The organism is Enterococcus innesii, assembly GCF_022846515.1.
GTDB classification, from domain to species: Bacteria; Bacillota; Bacilli; order Lactobacillales; family Enterococcaceae; genus Enterococcus_D; species Enterococcus_D innesii.
In genome coordinates this window covers 1,952,497-1,972,208 of sequence record NZ_AP025635.1, presented here as the reverse complement: position 1 = coordinate 1,972,208, position 19,712 = coordinate 1,952,497, and the positions used below count along the sequence as shown (strand labels likewise).

The following is a 19,712-nucleotide window of genomic DNA, read 5'->3' as shown; positions in this document are numbered from 1 at the left end:
TCAGTCTATTCTCCTTTAATATGTCCTTGCTCTACATAAAAAATCTCTGCTTCCACAGACATTTTGTCTTTCACATGTTCTAATGTCGTCGTTGTCAGAAAGGTCTGAACTTTTCCTTCAATGGTCTCCAATAAATGCAGTTGTCGGGAATCATCCAGCTCACTCATGACGTCATCTAATAAAAGGACGGGATATTCTCCCGTTTCTTCTTTCATCAAATCGATTTCTGCCAATTTAACACTTAAGGCCGTCGTTCGCTGCTGTCCTTGCGAGCCAAAGGTCTGAACATTTTTCTCATTGATCAAAAAATCCAGATCGTCTCGATGGGGACCTGCCAGCGTGACTTGCCGAAATCGTTCACGGTCTTTGACTTGTGCCAAGGCTTTGACAAATTGCTGTTGGATCTCCTCCAGCGTATTCGCCTCACCGGGCACATTCGATAAGTAGTCGATCTGCAAGGTTTCTTTTCCTTGGCTGATCTTTTGGTGCAGCTGATTTGCCCAATACGCCAAGCGCTGAACAAACCGTTGTCTGGCTAAAATGATTTTACTGCCGAAAGCCACCAGCTGTTCCGTCAAAACATCTAAATAGATCTCATCGGTCTGTTTTTTTTCATTCAGCTGTTTTAAGTATTGATTGCGCTGTTTCAAAACGGATTGGTATTGAACGAGATCATAGAGATAGATTGGATCGATCTGCCCAATTTCCATATCGAGAAATTTGCGGCGGACTTGGGGACTTCCTTTTACAAGGGAGAGGTCTTCTGGAGCAAATAAAATGACATTCAACTGCCCTATGTAACTACTGAGCTTTTTTTGCTCAATGTGGTTTACTTTCGTTTTTCGTCCTTTTTTTGACAAAAACAGTTCTAACGGGATCGTTGAGCGTCCCCGACTGACACTGCCAGAGATCCGCGCACCTTCTGTGTCCCAGCGAATAAGTTCTTGCTCACTGGAGGTGCGGTGGCTTTTGGTCATCGCCAATACATAGATGCTTTCTAAGATATTGGTTTTTCCTTGCGCGTTTTCGCCTAAAAAAATGACCAGACCTTTCTCAAAAGTCAGTGTCAGCGAATCATAGTTCCGATAATTGCTTAAATGCAACTCATTCAGCCGCATCGGCGTCTTCCTTCTTCACCATAAAAAAAGTACCTTCATCAGGTAGCTCAATACGCATTCCCGCATACAATTTGCGCCCTCGTCGATTTTCTGGCTCGCCGTCGACAAAAACGGTGTGCTCTGCAAGGTACCATTTCGCTTGGCCGCCGCTGCTGATCACGCTGACTTCTTTGAGCATTTGTCCAAGTGTCATATATTCCGTTTCTAACGGTATTTGCATTTTCATAATTCCCCTCAATTCTATCAAAGAGCGTTTAGCTCTATTATACTCTTTTTTTGCCAAGAAAACAAATTCATCGGCATATTTTTCATTCTCAGAAGACTTACTGCTTTTAGATAAAAAAGAAGCCAAAATAGAAAAAAGGGCTTAAAAACGATTTTAAGCCCTTTTAACTCATTTATTCATTTTCAGATGATTGTTTCAACTTTTTTCAAAAGACATGAAAAACTAGTTGGTGCGTACCGGTGTGATCAGCTGAATAAAGCTGCCTTTGCTCTCTGTTGGCTCCAACGTAAAGGGCCGGATCGCTGAAATAAAGCGGATTACGATGCTGGTGTCACCAAATGCTCGTAGTGCAGCTTTCATATAGTCAGGATTAAAAGAGATCTCTAATGGGTCGCCGGTCACTTTTTCAAAAGAAAGGTCTTCTTCCACTTTCCCGATTTCTGGTGAGTTTCCATATAAGACAACGGCTTCCTCGGAGATCGCCAAACGAACGATGTTGTTACGGCCTTCATGAGAAAGCAATGACGCCCGTTCGATAGCTTGTAACAATTCTGGCACAGAAAATTCAATTTCAGTATTGAAGCTTGAAGGGATCAGACGATTGGTATCTGGGTAAGTTCCTTCCAATAAACGAGAATAGAATTTCATAGTTTTCGTTTGGAACAATACTTGGTTATCCATAATGCTGATTTGGATCGCTTCTTCCTCATCCGTTAAGGAACGAGAAAGTTCCGTTAAGCTTTTGCCGGGAATCACGATATTGAAGGCTGTTTCCCCGCTTTCCAAGGGAATCACCCGTTGGCTCAGACGGTGTGAGTCCGTCGCAACAGCTAATAATTTTTGATTTTCTAAGACAAAGTGGACCCCAGTCAAGATCGGACGGCTTTCGTGTTGCGAAACCGCAAAGACTGTTTCACTAACGACCTTATTCAATACGTGCGCTGGAATCTCGATCGAGTTTTGACTTTCGACAACTGGTAAATGTGGATAACTATCGGCATCTAAGCCGTTGACGGTAAAGTTGGCTTTTCCAGAAGTGATCGCTACTTGATTATTGTCTAAAACTTCTAACGTTAAGGTACTTTCAGGCAAACGACGAACGATTTCACTAAAGAAACGTGCTTGTAAAACGATCGCTCCTGTTTTTTCGATTTGCATTTGCGCTTTTTCGTTTTCCACACTTAAAAAAGTTTCAATGGAAATATCGGCATTGCTCCCAGTCATGGTCAATCCTTTTTCTGAAAGGGACAATTTTACCCCAGTTAAGATCGGGATGGTGGTTTTGGTTGAAATTGCCCGTTGGACAGTTTGTAATTCTTGCATGAACTCTGTTCGGTTTAAAGTTAGCTTCATAGCGATACTCCTTTAATTTATAGTTATTAAATAAAAGTAATAGTAGTAATAGGCTTGTTAGTAATGTGGATAACTAGAGAAAAGAGTGATTAGACTAACGAAAACGCCTGTGAATAACTTGTGGACAACTTTTTTGGTTTTTTATTTATTATCCACAGATCAGCTGAATAGGATTTGTTTGATTTCAGCGATCTCATTTTTGATCGTAGGATCTGTTTCGACTAAATGCTGAATTTTTTCATGGGCATGAATGACCGTGGTATGGTCTTTGCCGCCAAATTCGCCGCCGATTTTTGGTAAAGAACTATCGGTCAATTCTCGAGAGAGATACATCGCGATCTGCCGTGGCACGACGATGCCTTTGACCCGTTTTTTCCCTTTTAGATCATTGACATGAATGTGATAGTATTTTGCGACTTCTTCTTGGATCTGCAAAATCGAAACTTGGGTCGAGCCATGGCTTGATTTCAAGGCTTTGATGGCTTCAGCTGCCAAGCTGGTTGTAATGTCTGAGTTTTGCATCGTAGCAAAAGCTTGTACCCGGACGAGTGCTCCTTCAAGTTCCCGGATATTCGAATCGATCTGTCCAGCAATATAACTTAAGGTATCGTCGGGGATCTCCAAGCGTTCGGCTTCGGCTTTTTTCCGCAAAATCGCGGTCCGCGTCTCTAGATCCGGCGGGGTGATGTCAACGGACAAGCCCCAAGCAAAACGAGAAACCAAACGTTCCGGCAAAGTTGGGATCTCATTTGGCAAACGATCACTTGTCAGGACGATCTGTTTATTATTGCGATACAGTTCTTCGAAGGTATTAAAGAATTCTTCTTGGGTTCCTTCTTTATTGACTAAGAATTGAATATCATCCACCAACAAAAGATCAACATTGCGGTATTCGTTTCGAAAATCTTCCATTTTGTTCTTTTGAATAGAAGTAATGAAATCATTGGTGAAATTTTCACTACTAACATACTTGATTTTGGCATTGGGACGTTTCAGCAACATTTGATGACCGATCGCATGCATCAAGTGGGTTTTCCCTAAACCAACGCCACCATAGAAGAACAGCGGATTATAAATAGACCCAGGATCTTCAGCAACAACTAAAGCAGCAGCATGGGCCATTTGATTGCCTTTCCCGATGACAAAGGTATCAAATGTGTATTTTTCATTTAAAATCGATTTCGGCGGCTGCTCGTTTTCTTCTGCAGTTGTTTTAATAGTAGATGGGGCTGTTTTTAAAGCTTCTGCTTCTTCGACAGTCACAAAACTAGGAATCAATTCTTCACCAGTTTTCATAAATCCCATTTCAACAATTTTGGCAGCTAGATTTTTTTCCCAATAAGATTTATGAAGATCGCTGGGTACTTCGATCAGCAGCTGATTTTTTTCAAACGACAAGACATTGGCAGTCTCGATCCAAGCGCTATAACTGGCCGGATTCAGCTCTTCTTTAAAGGATCGTTGAAGATCTTGCCAAATAGAATCAGCAGATGGCATAAATTGTCCTCCTATAACTAAGAATAGATATAACTAAAATAGCACGGATTGAAAAAGTTTTCCACAGATTACGATAAAAAAGGTTAGAAAAAAATACTTTTCCACAAAACGGGATAAATGAAAAAAGGAAATGCACATGTTCGAAATTCGACTATCCACAGGCAGAAAAAGAATGTGAATAACTGTAAAAAAATCTCCTTTATCCACAGATCGATGTGAAGATCACGCCTTGATAATACTAGGTTTTAGGGTAGTTATCAACAGCTTGAAAAACGATTGTGGAAAACTTTTCTACAGGCTGTTTGTTTGTGGAAAAAGCCAAAATAACTCTGGGGAAAAAGTTATCCACAAAAATTGGCTATAAACAGCAAACCCACACAAATCAAGGGGATTGTGGATAAAGAATGCCCGATTTTGAGCAAACTTCTTATTGACAAACTAGTACTTGACTCGTTATACTATCAAAGTATGTCTGTGCGCATAAGCATTATCCTGATGGAGGTGGAAATAAATGAAAAGAACGTATCAACCAAATAAACGTAAACGTCAAAAAGTTCACGGATTCCGTAAACGTATGAGTACAAAAAATGGACGTCGTGTTTTAGCTAGCCGTCGTCGTAAAGGCAGAAAGGTTATTTCTGCGTAAGCCACTGAATGCCAGTGGTTTTTTTTTATGCCGTTTTTGCGGAATATAGTGTCTGACTTTTGGCAAATATGGTATTATTGACAGGTGAGTGGTTACGGATTCAATCCGTTTCGCGAAGCTTAATTGAAAGAAGTGAAGGAACCGAAGATGAGAAAATCCTATCGAGTAAAAACAGAGCAAGATTTTCAAAAAGTTTTTCAGGCAGGAAATTCTTTTGCAAATCGGAAGTTCGTGGTGTATGTCTTACCTAAAGAGCAATCACATTTTCGAGTTGGTTTATCTGTAGGGAAAAAAGTCGGTAATGCAGTGAAGCGAAATGAGATCAAGCGCAAGATCCGTGCGAGTTTAACGGAAATGAAGCCGCGGATCGAACCAGCGGTCGATTTCATCGTGATCGCTCGTCCAAGTATCGCCACTTGTTCCTCAAAGGAAATCTACTCGAATTTAGAGCATGTTTTAAAGCTTGCCAAAATTATTCATTAATGGAAAGGAATTAGTTACGTGAAAAAAGGGAAACGCGTCTTACTATTTTTGGGAGTTCTCTCATTAGTAGTTGTCTTATCTGCCTGCGGTGCAACAGGTGAAGTAAATGCACAAAGTACTGGTCTGTGGGATCGTTACATCGTTTATTATTTTGCAGAGGCGATCAAAGCCCTCTCCTTCGGCAATGCCGGGATCGGGATCATCCTCTTTACATTGATCATTCGGGTCATTTTGATGCCGTTGATGCACTTCCAAACCAAAAGCATGCGCAAAACGCAAGAATTACAACCAAAGCTAAAAGCGCTGCAGCAGCAATATGCGTCAAAAGATACAGAAACACAAAGCAAGTTAAAAGAAGAAACACAACGTTTGTATGCGGAAAACAATGTCAATCCCTATGCCGGCTGTCTGCCATTATTGGTACAAATGCCGATTTTGATGGCCTTGTGGCAATCGATCTCACGGGTTCCTGCTTTGCAAGAAGGAAAATTCTTATGGCTGCAGCTGGGTGATCGTGACCCATACTTCATCTTGCCGATTTTAGCGGCGCTCTTTACTTTTGCAAGTACCTATTTATCAAGTATGAGCCAAGTGGAATCAAATGCGAGTCTGAAAATCATGAATTTCGCTATGCCGATGATGATCTTGCTGATGGGGATCAACATTGCCAGCGGACTTTCCTTGTACTGGGTCGTTTCCAATGCATTCCAAGTTGTGCAAACGTTGATTCTAAATAACCCATTCAAGATTCGCCAAGAAAGAGAAGAAGCCGCCCGCAAAGAACGCGAGCGTGAACGTGCGCTGAAAAAAGCAATGAGTCCTAAAAAGAAACGGAAAAAATAAGAGGAGGTTGCACTGCAATGCCGATTTATGAAAATCTGACAGTAGCTGAAGCAATTCAAGAGGGATTGCAAGTCCTTGGTATTACCAAAGATCAAGCAGTAATCGAAGTCCTGGATGAAGGTAAAAAAGGCTTCTTGGGGCTAGGAAAAAAACAAGCACGGGTCTCCATTGAAAAAAGAATCGTTGAAGAACCGGCACCCGTTGAAGAAGTACCAGCAAAACCGCTGGTAGAACCAGATCCTGTGACGACAGAGGATGCAAGCAGTGTGATGGAGGCGGCCGCGAGCGAACCTGTTTTGCTGACGGATCTTTCCGATGAGGAAGCACTGGCTCAGTTGGGACTCTATCTGACAAATATTTCAAAAGCATTGAATGCACCTGCCTTAGTAAAAACCGCTCGTCAAGACGGCGTGATCGTCTTTCATTTAGAAACGCAAAAACAAGGCATTTTAATTGGGAAGCACGGCAAAACCTTGAATGCATTGCAATATTTGGCGCAAGTTTACATTCACCGCATCGCGAAAAACAAATTATCGATCGTTGTGAATGTCGGGGATTACCGTGAAAAACGTCAAGCGATCTTAGAACGTTTGGCCAGTCGTACTGCTGAAAAAGTCAAACGAACTGGTCGCCCGGTCTTTTTAGAGCCGATGCCGGCGTTTGAAAGAAAGCAGATTCATTCCGTATTGAGTAAAGATGCGTATGTTCAAACTCATTCTGAAGGGGATGAACCGTATCGCTACTTAGTAGTGGAACCTGCGGACAAACGAATTTAATGAAAAAAGGGAAAGGCGCTCTGACAAGCCTTTCCCTTTTTTGATGGGAAAAAGCGATTGACAACAAATTTAAAACCAAGTATCCTTGACTAGAAATCATTCTTATCAAAGTCAACATACGTTACGTAGGTCAGCCTTTGGTATCAAAAAAGAGTCCGTATGCCGCGGACTCTTTTTTGTATTTTTTTTGATGATAGAGGGAATTAGCCGCCGATGGTTGATTGAGTAAATTGAACCACCGTACCATAGGCAAAGATCTCAAGGTAAGTTTTGTCGCCTTCGACGATGCGATCGTGTTCGAAATGACAGTTGATCACCGCGTTCGCGCCATAGCTGTGGGCGGTTTCTTTTAAGCGATAAGTCACATCTGCCAACAGGTCGTTCAAGTTCACAGATGTATCAAATAGATCTACTTCGATTTTGTCTGCCGCAAAGACGATATCCCGCACGACATAAGGCCGATTCACGTTTCCTGTCGATAAAATGATTTCCTTAATGCGGGCAGCACTGTTTGATGATTTGATGGTTTCCATAATAGATCACTCTTTTCTTATTCTTTGCTTTTATTTTAAAGGTTTTTGCCTACAGATGCAAAATTTAAAAGTTTTTCAAGGAAGCTTGCGACTGGCGCCAAAATGTGCTAATCTATTTCCAGAATTTAATTGACAAGCAGTCAAAGTGCTAAGTCTACTCGTTTTTATTGATTTTCAATCAATTTGACGGGTGGAGTGGGCACTTTTTTTATGTGAAAAAATAGGAGGAGTATGCAACATGGCGAATATTACGCAAGAATTTGATACGATTGCCGCAATTTCCACCCCACCCGGTGAAGGGGCCATCAGTATTGTGCGATTAAGCGGGGAAGAAGCGATCGCAATTGCGGATCGGATTTTTCAAGCAGGCAATAAAACCCTCGCCCAAGTCCCAAGTCATACGATCCATTATGGTCATATCGTGGATCCAGAGGAAAGTCGTTTGATGGATGAAGTGATGCTTTCAGTGATGAAAAAGCCACGGACCTTTACCCGAGAAGATGTCGTTGAGATCAACTGTCATGGCGGGATCGTGGTCGTCAATCAACTCTTGCAGCTGGTTTTACGCCAAGGGGCACGGCTGGCTGAGCCGGGGGAATTCACGAAGCGGGCCTTTTTGAATGGACGTGTCGACCTTTCTCAAGCCGAGGCGGTGATGGATCTGATTCGTGCCAAGACCGATAAAGCGATGAACCTCGCCGTCAATCAGTTGGATGGCAATCTTTCCCACTTGATTCGGACCTTACGCCAAGAGATTTTAGAGACGCTGGCGCAAGTTGAAGTGAATATCGATTACCCTGAATACGATGATGTGGAAGAATTGACGACCCGCTTATTGCTAGAAAAAGCCACGATGGTCAAAGGGCAGATCCAAGCCTTATTAGCGACTGCCCAACAAGGAAAAATTTTGCGAGAAGGTTTGAGCACTGCGATCATCGGTCGGCCGAATGTCGGTAAATCCAGCTTATTGAACCATTTATTAAGGGAAGAAAAAGCCATCGTGACAGACATTGCTGGTACGACTCGAGATGTCATTGAAGAGTATGTCAATGTTCGCGGGGTACCGTTGAAACTGATCGATACGGCTGGTATCCGCGAAACAGAAGATGTCGTTGAGAAAATCGGGGTCGAACGCAGCCGCAAAGCACTGGCAGAAGCGGAGTTGATTTTGCTGGTTCTCAACCAAAGCGAAGGCTTGACCCAGGAAGACAAACAATTGCTGGAGCTGACTGCTGGCAGCCGTCGGATCATCTTATTGAATAAGACCGACCTTGAGCCAAAATTAGCACCCGCTGAGTTAGCACAGTACGCAGCAGATGAACCGATTTTTTCTGTCTCTGTGTTGACGAGTGAAGGCTTAGACCAACTGGAACAAGCCATTGCCGATCTATTCTTTGGGGGGAAGACCACTGATAAGGATGCTTCCTATCTTTCTAACACCCGCCACATTGCCTTATTAGAAAATGCCGTTCAGTCGTTGTCTGAGGTCATCCAAGGGATTGAAGCAGGAATGCCTGTTGACTTGGTTCAAATCGATATGACACGCTGCTGGGACTATCTAGGAGAAGTTGTCGGCGATAGTGTCCAAGATGAGTTGATCACCCAATTATTTAGTCAGTTTTGTTTAGGAAAATAAAGAATGCGCCACTGGCGTAAAAAGGAGAACACCATGCAAGAATATCAAGCAGAAAGTTATGACGTGATCGTTGTTGGGGCCGGCCATGCCGGATCAGAAGCTGCCTTGGCAGCTAGCCGCATGGGGGCAAAAACCCTCTTGCTGACTATCAACTTAGACATGGTCGCATTCATGCCTTGCAATCCCTCCGTCGGCGGACCCGCGAAAGGTGTCGTGGTGCGCGAAATCGATGCTTTAGGCGGAGAAATGGGCAAAAATATCGACAAAACCTACATCCAAATGCGGATGCTCAATACAGGAAAAGGTCCCGCTGTGCGGGCCTTGCGAGCGCAAGCCGATAAACATGCCTATGCGGCTGAAATGAAACGAACGATCGAAAAAGAAGCCAATTTGACACTGCGCCAAGGAATCGTTGAAAAGCTGATCGTTGAAGAAGGCGAATGTCGTGGCGTCGTGACCTCTACAGGCGCTCGTTACCAAGCCCAAGCTGTAGTGATCACTGCAGGAACAGCGTTGCGAGGAGAGATCATCATTGGAGAGTTGAAATATTCTTCTGGTCCAAACAACTCGCAACCATCGATTGGACTAGCCGATCATTTGAAAGAGCTTGGTCTAGAGATCGCTCGTTTTAAAACCGGTACACCACCGCGGGTGAAATCCAGCACCATCAACTATGAGGTAACGGAGATCCAGCCTGGCGATGAACAACCGAATCACTTTAGTTATAGCACACCCGATGAAGCCTACAATCAAAACCAAGAACCTTGCTGGTTGACCTATACGAACGAAGGGACCCACCAAATCATCAACCAGAATTTACACCGGGCGCCGATGTTTACAGGGATCGTCGAAGGAGTAGGTGCCCGTTATTGCCCATCCATCGAAGACAAAATCGTGCGTTTTGCAGACAAATCTCGTCACCAACTATTCTTGGAACCAGAAGGGTTGAACACCGAAGAAGTGTATGTTCAAGGGCTTTCTACTTCTATGCCAGAAGACGTCCAAGTCCAAATGCTGCATTCCATCGCAGGTTTAGAAAAAGCGGAAATGATGCGGACGGGCTACGCCATTGAATATGATGTCGTGGTACCTCATCAATTGCGTCCAACATTAGAAACCAAAGTCATCGAAAACCTCTTTACGGCAGGACAAACCAACGGAACCAGCGGCTATGAAGAAGCGGCCGGTCAAGGCTTGATCGCCGGCATCAATGCCGCTTTGAAAATTCAAGGCAAAGAACCCTTCATTATGAAACGCAGCGACGGTTATATCGGTGTGATGATCGATGATTTGGTGACTAAAGGAACCAATGAACCATACCGTTTATTGACCTCTCGTGCCGAATACCGCTTATTGCTGCGTCATGATAATGCCGATCTGCGTTTGACCGAAGTGGGACATCAAATTGGGCTTGTCCCAGAAGCACAATACGAAGCGTATGTAGCGAAAAAAGAAGCTGTTGAAGCAGAAATCAAACGTTTATCCAAAATCCGCATCAAACCAACGCCAGAAGTACAAGCGTATTTGACTGCCAAAGGGACGGCCACCTTGAAAGATGGCGTTTTAGCAAATGAATTCTTGCGTCGGCCTGAAGTGACGTATGCCGAAATGCTGCAATTTATCGAAGCCAATGAAGCATTGAAGCCAAAAGAGATTGAACAAGTCGAGATTCAAATCAAATACGAAGGTTATATTAAAAAAGCCCTCGAAAAAGTGGAGAAACTCAAACGGATGGAAGCCAAACGTATTCCTGAAAACATCGACTATGCCGCTATCAATGGCTTGGCAACAGAAGCCAAACAAAAACTGCAAAAAATCCAACCCGAAACCATCGCCCAAGCGAGCCGTATCAGCGGAGTAAACCCAGCTGATATTAGTATTTTGATGGTGTATATCGAACAAGGGAAGATTGCAAAGGTTAACTAAAGACGGTTAATATTCTTTGAAAAACCAATTTATAAATGGTAAATAGAGTGTCAAAAGCCCGCTGCGAAAACAATTCGCAGCGGGCTTTTTGTGTTAGCAATTGAATTATTCAACTTTTTCAATCGTAGTGGTTCCCCAATTCATGATGTTGCTGAGATGGACATAGCCATCGTACAAATTCAAGAAAATCGAGAAGGCACAGACGATATAGATCAATACATAAAAATTATTGGCCTTTTTGTTACGCCATAAGACAAAGCCATCTAAAATCAAACCTAATGGAAAGAGAAATGAGCCGATTCCAGCTAACAGTAGCAAGAGCAGACTTTCATCTTTATCTGCTGCCATCGTTCTTTGGAGTAACGACAATTTTTCTTTCTTGTCGCTGATTTCTTGATTGTTGGTTTCGATCCGCTCTTTTAAGGCTTCGTTCTCACGTAAAAGCTCATCAATCGAGACTTGATAGAGATCACTCAACAAAATCAAATTCTCAATATCTGGATAGCCGCGCCCATTTTCCCATTTCGAAATCGACTGGCGTGAAATCTGTAATTTTTCTGCGACTGCTGTTTGCGACAATCCCGAAGACTCGCGACAGCTTTTTAATTGTTCTGCTAAAGCCAATGTATGCTCCTATCTGCTATTTAACAACTAGCTTCCCATTTGAGATCGTGGTTACGACACTCCCATTGGTAGTGATTATACCTGCTTTTTGCTTAAACGTACAGGTGGCTTTGGTGGACGTGTGAGTTAATGAACTAGAAGTGATACTTCCTCTGTGAGCAACTAAACTTAAATTCGAAGTGCCTGTAAATTGATTGCGGCTATTGACCGTTACATTATAACTAGCGGTCCAATTACCGGCGGATGTTTTTGACACACGATACGTTCCCGCTGCCAGATTTGCTCGGAATGACGGCAATTTTTCAATGGTCAAAATCACCTCATTGCCTTCTTCATCTACCGTGATCAGCTGCTCATAGGGACTATCTGATGCTAGGTCATAAACGAGTTCTGGTTCTTCCACTGTCTGGGCGGCAGCTGGGAGAGCAAAGAGGAAACAAATAAAAATAAACGGCACAAAAAATAATTTTTTCACAAACACCACTCCTTGTACTTTTGATAATTCAAGTATACAAGGTTTATTTAGTTAAAGAAAGCACAAGCTAGTTTACAGGGGTAACGGATGGTTTACAGTTGTTGCTAAATCAGCATTTCATAGGCTTATTTTTTAGGATGTCGAGAAATTTTAAAAGTAATAGTTCATTCAAAAGGTCTTCGTTTTTTAGGTTTCTGACAACGAACCGCTGCTTTTAAAGAGAAACGTTAAAGAAGCCGTTGCTTTAGTTTTCACTAAACCTAGCTGTGAAAGGAAACAAAAAAGCGAAAGAGTAGGCAACGTTTCACGCCGTTAAAACGACAAACGTAAGGCCTCCTTCCGCTTTTTTGCAGCCAATTTTATTCTCTCAAATCAATATCCTTTTGATGGTCGCCGTCTTTCTTATAAACGTTCACCACGGATTCTTTGTTTTCGGCGATTTCTTTGGCACGGGCGATGGCCTCTGCTTTCTTGTCGAAATGGTCACTGGCACGTTTTGCCCCTTTGGAACGGACTTGCCATTGGTCCTCTTCATACACAACTTCTACATCCGCATCCATTAATTTTTTCGCATTCTTATTGGTTTGATGGGCATCATGTTTTTGCGGATTTTTCTCTTTCTGAAAAGCTTTCTTCTCCTCTTCGTCTGCATTTTCATACCATTTTTCTGCTTGACTCGTGGCGATCGGGATCGCCCGATCATCGGAATAGCCATCGGCTAGCAGGGCATTGGCGATATCGATCGCTTTTTTACGAACTAAGGGGTCTAGATTCTTCATTGACGCAGGATAATCACGGACATTCCAAGGCATTGTTTGGTTCCTCCTTTTTCTTGATCCAAAGTCATTTTCCTAGGGGTCCCCTTTTACAGGTACCACCAGTTACTACTCATTAGTTTACCCCCTTCTATAAAAAAGTGAAATCATTTGCTTTCTGGTCAAAAATGAGGGCACTTTCTTTTTTCATTTTCTAATAAACGAGGATTTATTTTTGTTAACAAAGCGTTATATTTCCCAAAAAAAAATGAATGGTTTAGAATTTTATTATAGAGAAAAGGAGGACGTAAGAATGAGTGAACCTATTTTGACTGATCCACGGGAACTTTATCACACGGGTAAATACAGCAAACAGGAACAAGATACGCCTGCTTTACAAGAAGAAATGCGACCAAAACCTGATTGTGGTGAAGACTCTTATGAGGGAAGTCAGCAGTTAGAAAACCGGCGGGTACTGATTACCGGTGGGGATTCTGGGATCGGACGAGCAGCAGCGATTGCCTTCGCTCGTGAAGGAGCAGACATTGCCCTGCACTTTTTCCCAGGAGAAGAAGAAGATGCCGAAGAAGTTGCAGGGTACATCAAAGAAGCCGGACGCAAAGTGATTTTGCTACCCTATGACCTGCGAGACGAAGCGGCACCACAAGAGATCGTTGACAAAGCGGTAGCAGCATTAGGTGGGTTAGATACATTAGTATTGAACGCAGCACAGCAAATCACGCGGCCATCGATTGCAGAATTACCGATTGAACAAGTGAAAGACACCTTTATGGTAAACATTATCTCAATGTTTGCATTAGTGAAAGCAGCTGAGCCACACTTACCGGCTGGGGGAGCGATCGTGACAACGACTTCTGTCCAAGCCTTTAGTCCAAGCGCCCATTTAATGGATTATGCGGCAACCAAATCGGCGATCGCCAGTTTTACAGTCAGCTTGGCGAAACAATTTGCTGAAAAAGGGATTCGGGTCAATGGGGTAGCCCCAGGACCAATCTGGACACCATTACAGTTAGATCATGGCCAACCGCAAGACAAGCTGCCTGAATTTGGTCAGCAAGCATTACTGGAGCGGGCAGGACAACCAGCTGAGCTGGCACCCGTCTATGTCTTTTTAGCTTCCAATAAAGCTAGCTATGTGACAGCACAGATTTATGGTGTTACCGGCGGAGAAGCCATCAACTTGTAAGCTTATCAAAAAATCGGAGAAAAAGGAGGAGGTGTCCTATGAGTAAAGGGTGGAAAATCGTATCAATCATCGTTTCGTTGATCTTTATCACTGTCTTATTACCAATCGTTTTAATGAGTAATCCTTACATGCAGCTGCCATTTGGTTTGGACAGCAGAGGCAATGTCGTCACGTATTTCTTTGACAACTTGTTTATGCGTCAATATATGTTTTGGGTAGCCGTTGTTTTAATCGCCGTATTCTTGATCGTGATCTTAGTCGTGCTGTTTTATCCAAAAACCAAAACAACCTTTGTTTTGAAAGAGGATAAGGGCGCATTGACGATCGATAAGAAAGCGATCGAAGGACTTGTACGTACGAAAGTAAATGAAAAAGAATTTGTTGAAGGACCAAAAGTTCATGTCAAGGCGACCAAAAATCGAATTTTAATCAAAATCAAAGGCCGCTTGAAACGGACGTCTGCCTTAGTTGGCAAAACCGAAAACTTAATGGCGGAAATCCAACAAGATGTCCAACGAGTGCTTGGCTCAAGTGAAAAAGTCAAAGTCGAAGTCAATTACGCGAATTTTGAACAAAATGAGACTCCGGAAAACCCGCGAGTAGAATAGGAGGGCTATGATGAACGAACTACAACAATACAAAATCCCATTGATTTTTGGAGCAATCGGCCTTGTTCTGGCTGTGTTGTTTGTAACGATCGGTTTTTTCAAAACATTGCTGATTCTACTCCTAACAGGTTTGGGTTTTGCGCTAGGATTGTATCTCCAACGTACCGGTATCATCGACGAATTTTTTAACCAACAATAACGTATTTTATAGGAGGAATTTTTAATGAATAACGATAAAAACGAATTAAACAATGAAAAAAATGTCAGTGCACATCCAGATCCAGTGGTTCCCAACACCAATCATCAAGCCAATGAAAATGCGATTCCAATGACTGAATCACCTGATCCAGTGGTACCAAATGCTGAAAAAGCAGTAGCAGGACAACAAAATGGACCAAAACCAGGGGATCATCCAGCACCAGGAAATCCAGATCCAGCCGGACATCATCCAGCACCGCCAAAACCTGGCCACAACGATTTTGAAGGACCAACCGGGGATGCACCCGTTCATGGTTCATTGACCTATGATGACAAAGTGATCCAAAAAATTATCGGAATTGCATTAGAAAATGTAGATGGTCTGTTGACGGTCGATGGTGGTTTCTTCTCTAATATTGCTGAAAAATTAGTTAATACAGACAATGTGACTGCCGGTATCAATACTGAAGTTGGGAAAAAACAAGTAGCCGTTGATTTAGATATCGTGGTTGAATACGACCGCAATATCCCAGAAATCGCTGAACAAGTCAAAGAAGTCATTCAAAAAGAAGTAACGACAATGACCCAATTAGAAGTGATCGAAGTCAACATCAACGTTGTGGATGTGAAAACAATCGCTGAATACGAAGAGGAACAAGAAACGGTTCAAGACAAAGTAACGTCAGCGGCTTCTAAAACCGGCGACTTTGCTTCACGTCAAACCAACAAAGCCAAACATGCGGCTTCCCGCGCGTCTGATCGTATCGAAGAATACAACGAACCTCGCGTGAAATAAAAAAGTTTCATATGAAACAAAAACAAGCATTGATCCTGAGATCAATGCTTGTTTCTTTGAGAAAAAAGCTGACCAGCAGGGTTGGCAGCCTTGCTGGTCAAGGAAAAATGAAAAAAGTTTTTTGGATTGAAATGAGTATAATTCCCATGCCTTAAACCAACCTTAAAGCCCCAGTTAAAAAATGGTAAATTCTCCTAGAAAGCAATCGCTGGCTATTGCATCACATTGCTTTTTGCGTTAAAGTAGGAACTAGTCTGTGAAACATTTTTCTGTTTCACAAAATAGAAAGGATTCGTTATGCTACCTGAAGAATTTCATGAAGAATTACGCAAAAACGGGATCATTTTAACCGAAGAACAAATGGAAAAATTCGTTGTCTATTTCGAGCGTTTGGTCGAATGGAATCAGAAGATGAATCTAACCGCAATTACGGAAAAATCAGAAGTGTATTTAAAGCATTTCTACGATTCTGTTTCCTTAGCTTTTGAAACCGCCTTTGACCCGCAAAGTCATTTGTGCGATGTCGGTTCAGGTGCTGGCTTTCCAAGTATTCCACTAAAAATCGTGTTTCCTGAATTAGAAGTGACGATCGTCGACTCTTTAAATAAGCGCATCACCTTTTTACAAACTCTTGTGACGGATCTACAATTGGAAAATGTCCACTTGTACCATGACCGTGCAGAAACATTTGGTCAAAAACCGCAATTTCGTGGGCAATTCGATTATGTGACCGCTCGTGCGGTTGCCCGTTTGAATGTGTTAACGGAACTCTGTGTGCCATTGGTGAAAAAAGCAGGCTATTTTTATGCGCTCAAAGCTGCCAAAAGCGAGGAAGAACTGGTTGAAGCCAAACCAGCGATCTCACTCTTAGGCGGCAAATTTATTGAAGAAAAAAGCTTTACCTTACCGGTCAGCGGCGATGAACGCCATCTTTTGATCATTCAAAAGAAAAAAGAAACGCCAAAGAAATACCCCCGCAAACCGGGAATGCCAGCGAAACAACCAATTAAATAGGAGGAAAATCAATGGCCCGTATTATTTCTGTTGCAAACCAAAAAGGCGGCGTAGGCAAAACCACCACAACGGTGAACCTAGGTGCGTCCTTAGCATTTGTCGGCAAAAAAGTGTTACTCGTAGATATTGATGCCCAAGGCAACGCCACAAGCGGTGTCGGCATTCGCAAACCAGATGTGGAACAAGACATCTATGATGTATTAGTCAATGAAACACCGATCGTTGAAGCGATTTTACCTAGCAGCCGAGAAAACTTGGATATCGTTCCAGCGACGATCCAATTAGCTGGTGCGGAAATTGAATTGACCTCCATGATGGCACGGGAATCTCGATTGAAATCGGCTTTGAATGAAATCAAAGAACAATACGATTATATCTTTATCGATTGCCCGCCATCTTTAGGTCATTTGACGATCAATGCCTTTACCGCCAGTGATTCGATTTTGATCCCAGTCCAATGTGAGTACTATGCATTAGAAGGGCTGAGCCAACTATTGAATACCGTGCGTTTAGTACAAAAACATTTTAACCCTGAGTTAGAGATCGAAGGGGTCTTACTGACGATGTATGATGCCCGAACGAACTTAGGCGCGGAAGTCGTGGAGGAAGTCCGTCGCTATTTCCAAGAAAAAGTATATGAAACCATTATTCCGCGGAATATCCGGTTGTCTGAAGCACCTAGTCATGGATTGTCGATCATTGATTATGATCCACGCTCAAAAGGAGCCGAAGTCTATCAGACGTTAGCAAAGGAAGTGTTAGCCCGTGAAGAATAAAGGGAAAGGATTAGGGCGTGGGATCGATGCGTTGTTTCAAGACCTGCAAGGGTTAGAAGAAGTCGATATCAAGACAGAAAAAGTCGTTGAACTGCCTTTAAACGAATTAAGACCCAACCCTTATCAACCGCGAAAAACCTTTGATGAGCTTTCATTACAAGAACTGGCCAATTCGATCCAGCATTCGGGGGTCTTTCAACCGATCATCGTGCGGCAATCATCCGTCAAAGGCTATGAGATCATTGCTGGTGAACGCCGGTTTCGAGCGTCCAAATTAGCTGGCAAGGAAACGATCCCAGCCATCATCCGCAATTTTGATGAAGAAGCGATGATGCAAGTCGCCGTTTTAGAAAACTTGCAGCGGGAAGATTTAAATCCTTTAGAAGAAGCAGAAGCCTATGACATGCTGATGAAGAACTTGAAATTGACCCAAGCACAAGTCGCTGAACGTTTAGGGAAAAGCCGTCCGTATATCGCTAATTATTTGCGGTTGCTGTCCTTGCCGAAACTCGTCAAAGAAATGGTTCAAGATGACCGTTTGTCTATGGGGCAAGCCCGGACATTACTAGGCTTGAAAAACAAAGAACAGATCTTAAAATTAGCCAATCGTTGTGTCAAAGAAAATCTGACAGTCCGCCAATTAGAACAAATGGTCGCTGAGATGAATGACACGAAAAACGAAAAGAAAAAAGTGCCGCGTCTGATTCGGGAAAAACCGTACTATTTACGAGAAAGCGAAGAACGGTTAATGGATAAATTCGGCACGAATGTCGAGATCCGCGAAAAAGAAGGCAAAGGAAAAATCGAGATCGAATACCTGTCACAAAAAGATTTAACCCGTATTTTAGATTTATTGAACATTCAATTTGATGAAGCTTGAGGTGATAAAGATGTATGATCTTGGGGATATTGTCGAAATGAAAAAACCGCATGCCTGCAAAGCCAATCGTTGGGAAATCATCCGCATGGGGGCAGACATCAAAATAAAGTGTACGAATTGCGGCCACATCGTCATGATGACGCGCCGAGAATTTGATAAAAAGATGAAGAAAATCCTAGAAAAAAAAGAGAAAGAGTGAAGTGAAGCATGGCGTTAACTGCCGGAATCGTTGGATTGCCAAATGTGGGCAAATCTACTTTATTTAATGCAATAACCAAAGCAGGAGCAGAAGCCGCAAACTACCCGTTTGCGACGATCGATCCGAATGTAGGAATGGTGGAAGTGCCAGATTGGCGCTTACAGCGTTTAACAGAATTAGTCCGTCCGAAAAAGACGGTCCCAACCACCTTTGAATTTACGGATATTGCTGGAATCGTCCGCGGTGCCAGCAAAGGGGAAGGATTAGGTAACCAATTTTTGAGCCATATCCGCCAAGTGGATGCGATCTGTCATGTCGTTCGTTGTTTCGACGACGACAACATCACCCACGTGGAAGGCCGCGTGGACCCATTAGCTGATATCGACACCATCAACTTGGAGTTGGTTTTAGCGGATTTAGAATCCGTCAACAAGCGCTATACTCGGGTCGCAAAAATTGCCAAAACCAAAGACAAAGATGCAGTTGCGGAACTGGCCGTTCTTGATAAGATCAAACCGGTCTTAGAAGAAGGGATCTCTGCTCGTTCGATCGAATTTACAGATGAAGAACAGCGCATCGTCAAAAGTTTGTTTTTACTAACGACCAAACCAGTCTTATACGTTGCCAACGTAGCAGAAGAAGACGTGGCAGACTATGAAACCAATGACTATGTCAACAAAGTGAAAGAATTTGCAGCAAGCGAAAATGCGGAAGTGATCGTCATCAGTGCTCGTGCTGAAGAAGAGATCGCTGAGCTGGAAGAAGAAGACAAAGCAGAGTTTTTAGAAGCATTAGGAATTGAAGAATCAGGGTTGGATCAATTGATTCGTGCCGCCTATGATTTGCTGGGTCTAGCAACGTACTTTACCGCTGGTGAACAAGAAGTGCGTGCGTGGACGTTCCGTAAAGGCATCAAAGCACCGCAAGCAGCGGGGATCATCCATACGGACTTTGAGCGCGGCTTTATTCGTGCGGAAACTGTTTCCTTTGAGGATCTGAACCAATACGGCACGATGCAAGCGGCCAAAGAAGCCGGTCGGGTACGTTTGGAAGGAAAAGATTATGTCGTGCAAGATGGCGACGTGATGTTGTTCCGTTTTAACGTATAAAGGGCTTTCTTCCCAGTGAATTTGTGGTAAAATG

General features: G+C 43.0%; 24 protein-coding genes. 16 read left to right on the top strand and 8 right to left on the bottom strand.

The window, feature by feature from the left end; all coding sequences use genetic code 11:
• Nucleotides 1-5 precede the first annotated feature (5 nt).
• The 4 genes from recF to dnaA form a co-directional block, all read right to left on the bottom strand.
• On the bottom strand, nucleotides 6-1,118 hold the full coding sequence (gene recF, locus ENLAB_RS09225; protein ID WP_077453246.1) for a DNA replication/repair protein RecF: 1,113 nt from the start codon (nucleotides 1,116-1,118) through the stop codon (nucleotides 6-8).
• Entirely contained in the window at nucleotides 1,105-1,344 is a 240-nt protein-coding gene (gene yaaA, locus ENLAB_RS09220; RefSeq protein ID WP_077453248.1) for a S4 domain-containing protein YaaA, read from the bottom strand. The genes recF and yaaA overlap by 14 nt, the downstream gene beginning before the upstream one ends.
• A 222-nt stretch (nucleotides 1,345-1,566) precedes the next feature.
• Nucleotides 1,567-2,697, bottom strand: coding sequence for a DNA polymerase III subunit beta (dnaN, locus tag ENLAB_RS09215; protein WP_216682123.1), 1,131 nt, complete (start codon nucleotides 2,695-2,697; stop codon nucleotides 1,567-1,569).
• A 159-nt stretch (nucleotides 2,698-2,856) separates the two neighbouring features.
• Nucleotides 2,857-4,194, bottom strand: coding sequence for a chromosomal replication initiator protein DnaA (dnaA, locus tag ENLAB_RS09210; RefSeq protein WP_077453250.1), 1,338 nt, complete (start codon nucleotides 4,192-4,194; stop codon nucleotides 2,857-2,859).
• Between the two features lie 511 nt (nucleotides 4,195-4,705).
• Between dnaA and rpmH the strand changes: the two genes are divergently transcribed.
• From rpmH to jag, 4 genes are all read left to right on the top strand, one after another.
• Nucleotides 4,706-4,840: a 50S ribosomal protein L34 gene (gene rpmH, locus ENLAB_RS09205; protein ID WP_002356012.1), complete on the top strand. Its 135-nt coding sequence runs from the start codon at nucleotides 4,706-4,708 to the stop codon at nucleotides 4,838-4,840.
• Between the two features lie 147 nt (nucleotides 4,841-4,987).
• A complete protein-coding gene (rnpA, locus tag ENLAB_RS09200) occupies nucleotides 4,988-5,323 on the top strand; it encodes a ribonuclease P protein component (RefSeq protein WP_015510644.1) in 336 nt (111 codons plus the stop codon).
• An 18-nt stretch (nucleotides 5,324-5,341) separates the two neighbouring features.
• Nucleotides 5,342-6,166: a YidC/Oxa1 family membrane protein insertase gene (locus ENLAB_RS09195; RefSeq protein ID WP_077453252.1), complete on the top strand. Its 825-nt coding sequence runs from the start codon at nucleotides 5,342-5,344 to the stop codon at nucleotides 6,164-6,166.
• A gap of 17 nt (nucleotides 6,167-6,183) precedes the next feature.
• A complete protein-coding gene (gene jag / locus ENLAB_RS09190; protein ID WP_005232929.1) occupies nucleotides 6,184-6,942 on the top strand; it encodes an RNA-binding cell elongation regulator Jag/EloR in 759 nt (252 codons plus the stop codon).
• Between the two features lie 203 nt (nucleotides 6,943-7,145).
• Here jag and ENLAB_RS09185 read toward each other — a convergent pair whose 3' ends face one another.
• Nucleotides 7,146-7,475, bottom strand: coding sequence for a heavy metal-binding domain-containing protein (locus ENLAB_RS09185; RefSeq protein WP_005226284.1), 330 nt, complete (start codon nucleotides 7,473-7,475; stop codon nucleotides 7,146-7,148).
• A gap of 238 nt (nucleotides 7,476-7,713) precedes the next feature.
• Between ENLAB_RS09185 and mnmE the strand changes: the two genes are divergently transcribed.
• Together mnmE and mnmG are read left to right on the top strand one after the other, a co-directional pair.
• The gene (gene mnmE, locus ENLAB_RS09180) at nucleotides 7,714-9,111 is read left to right on the top strand and encodes a tRNA uridine-5-carboxymethylaminomethyl(34) synthesis GTPase MnmE (protein WP_081117591.1); all 1,398 of its coding nucleotides are present in this window, start codon (nucleotides 7,714-7,716) and stop codon (nucleotides 9,109-9,111) included.
• A gap of 33 nt (nucleotides 9,112-9,144) precedes the next feature.
• Complete coding sequence (gene mnmG, locus ENLAB_RS09175; RefSeq protein WP_008376950.1) at nucleotides 9,145-11,037, top strand: tRNA uridine-5-carboxymethylaminomethyl(34) synthesis enzyme MnmG; 1,893 nt, start codon at nucleotides 9,145-9,147, stop codon at nucleotides 11,035-11,037.
• 105 nt (nucleotides 11,038-11,142) lie between these two features.
• Here mnmG and ENLAB_RS09170 read toward each other — a convergent pair whose 3' ends face one another.
• The 3 genes from ENLAB_RS09170 to ENLAB_RS09160 all read right to left on the bottom strand — a co-directional run bounded on the left by ENLAB_RS09170 (nucleotide 11,143) and on the right by ENLAB_RS09160 (nucleotide 12,948).
• Nucleotides 11,143-11,661 (bottom strand): helix-turn-helix domain-containing protein, encoded by a 519-nt coding sequence (locus ENLAB_RS09170; protein WP_081117590.1) that lies wholly within the window; start codon nucleotides 11,659-11,661, stop codon nucleotides 11,143-11,145.
• A 16-nt stretch (nucleotides 11,662-11,677) separates the two neighbouring features.
• Nucleotides 11,678-12,145, bottom strand: a complete 468-nt coding sequence (locus ENLAB_RS09165; protein ID WP_081117589.1) for a DUF5626 family protein — start codon at nucleotides 12,143-12,145, stop codon at nucleotides 11,678-11,680.
• A gap of 350 nt (nucleotides 12,146-12,495) precedes the next feature.
• Nucleotides 12,496-12,948, bottom strand: coding sequence for a DUF2188 domain-containing protein (locus ENLAB_RS09160; protein WP_244350791.1), 453 nt, complete (start codon nucleotides 12,946-12,948; stop codon nucleotides 12,496-12,498).
• 256 nt (nucleotides 12,949-13,204) lie between these two features.
• Here ENLAB_RS09160 and ENLAB_RS09155 point away from each other — a divergent pair, with 256 nt between their 5' ends.
• The 10 genes from ENLAB_RS09155 (at nucleotide 13,205) to ychF (ending at nucleotide 19,678) form a co-directional block, all read left to right on the top strand.
• Nucleotides 13,205-14,098, top strand: a complete 894-nt coding sequence (locus ENLAB_RS09155) for an SDR family oxidoreductase (RefSeq protein ID WP_008376956.1) — start codon at nucleotides 13,205-13,207, stop codon at nucleotides 14,096-14,098.
• A 38-nt stretch (nucleotides 14,099-14,136) separates the two neighbouring features.
• Nucleotides 14,137-14,706: an alkaline shock response membrane anchor protein AmaP gene (amaP, locus tag ENLAB_RS09150; RefSeq protein ID WP_005232936.1), complete on the top strand. Its 570-nt coding sequence runs from the start codon at nucleotides 14,137-14,139 to the stop codon at nucleotides 14,704-14,706.
• A 7-nt stretch (nucleotides 14,707-14,713) separates the two neighbouring features.
• Nucleotides 14,714-14,905, top strand: coding sequence for a DUF2273 domain-containing protein (locus ENLAB_RS09145; RefSeq protein WP_005226258.1), 192 nt, complete (start codon nucleotides 14,714-14,716; stop codon nucleotides 14,903-14,905).
• Nucleotides 14,906-14,929: 24 nt separating this feature from the next.
• Nucleotides 14,930-15,700: an Asp23/Gls24 family envelope stress response protein gene (locus ENLAB_RS09140; protein WP_005232937.1), complete on the top strand. Its 771-nt coding sequence runs from the start codon at nucleotides 14,930-14,932 to the stop codon at nucleotides 15,698-15,700.
• Nucleotides 15,701-15,711: 11 nt separating this feature from the next.
• Nucleotides 15,712-15,855: a hypothetical protein gene (locus tag ENLAB_RS09135; protein ID WP_195265660.1), complete on the top strand. Its 144-nt coding sequence runs from the start codon at nucleotides 15,712-15,714 to the stop codon at nucleotides 15,853-15,855.
• Between the two features lie 142 nt (nucleotides 15,856-15,997).
• Nucleotides 15,998-16,714, top strand: a complete 717-nt coding sequence (gene rsmG / locus ENLAB_RS09130; RefSeq protein ID WP_140966363.1) for a 16S rRNA (guanine(527)-N(7))-methyltransferase RsmG — start codon at nucleotides 15,998-16,000, stop codon at nucleotides 16,712-16,714.
• Between the two features lie 11 nt (nucleotides 16,715-16,725).
• A complete protein-coding gene (locus ENLAB_RS09125) occupies nucleotides 16,726-17,490 on the top strand; it encodes a ParA family protein (protein WP_005226255.1) in 765 nt (254 codons plus the stop codon).
• Entirely contained in the window at nucleotides 17,480-18,370 is an 891-nt protein-coding gene (locus tag ENLAB_RS09120; protein WP_005226254.1) for a ParB/RepB/Spo0J family partition protein, read from the top strand. Before ENLAB_RS09125 ends, ENLAB_RS09120 begins: the two co-directional genes overlap by 11 nt.
• 10 nt (nucleotides 18,371-18,380) lie before the next feature.
• On the top strand, nucleotides 18,381-18,569 hold the full coding sequence (locus ENLAB_RS09115; protein WP_005226253.1) for a DUF951 domain-containing protein: 189 nt from the start codon (nucleotides 18,381-18,383) through the stop codon (nucleotides 18,567-18,569).
• Nucleotides 18,570-18,577: 8 nt separating this feature from the next.
• On the top strand, nucleotides 18,578-19,678 hold the full coding sequence (gene ychF / locus ENLAB_RS09110) for a redox-regulated ATPase YchF (RefSeq protein ID WP_005226252.1): 1,101 nt from the start codon (nucleotides 18,578-18,580) through the stop codon (nucleotides 19,676-19,678).
• The last annotated feature ends 34 nt before the right edge of the window (nucleotides 19,679-19,712 follow it).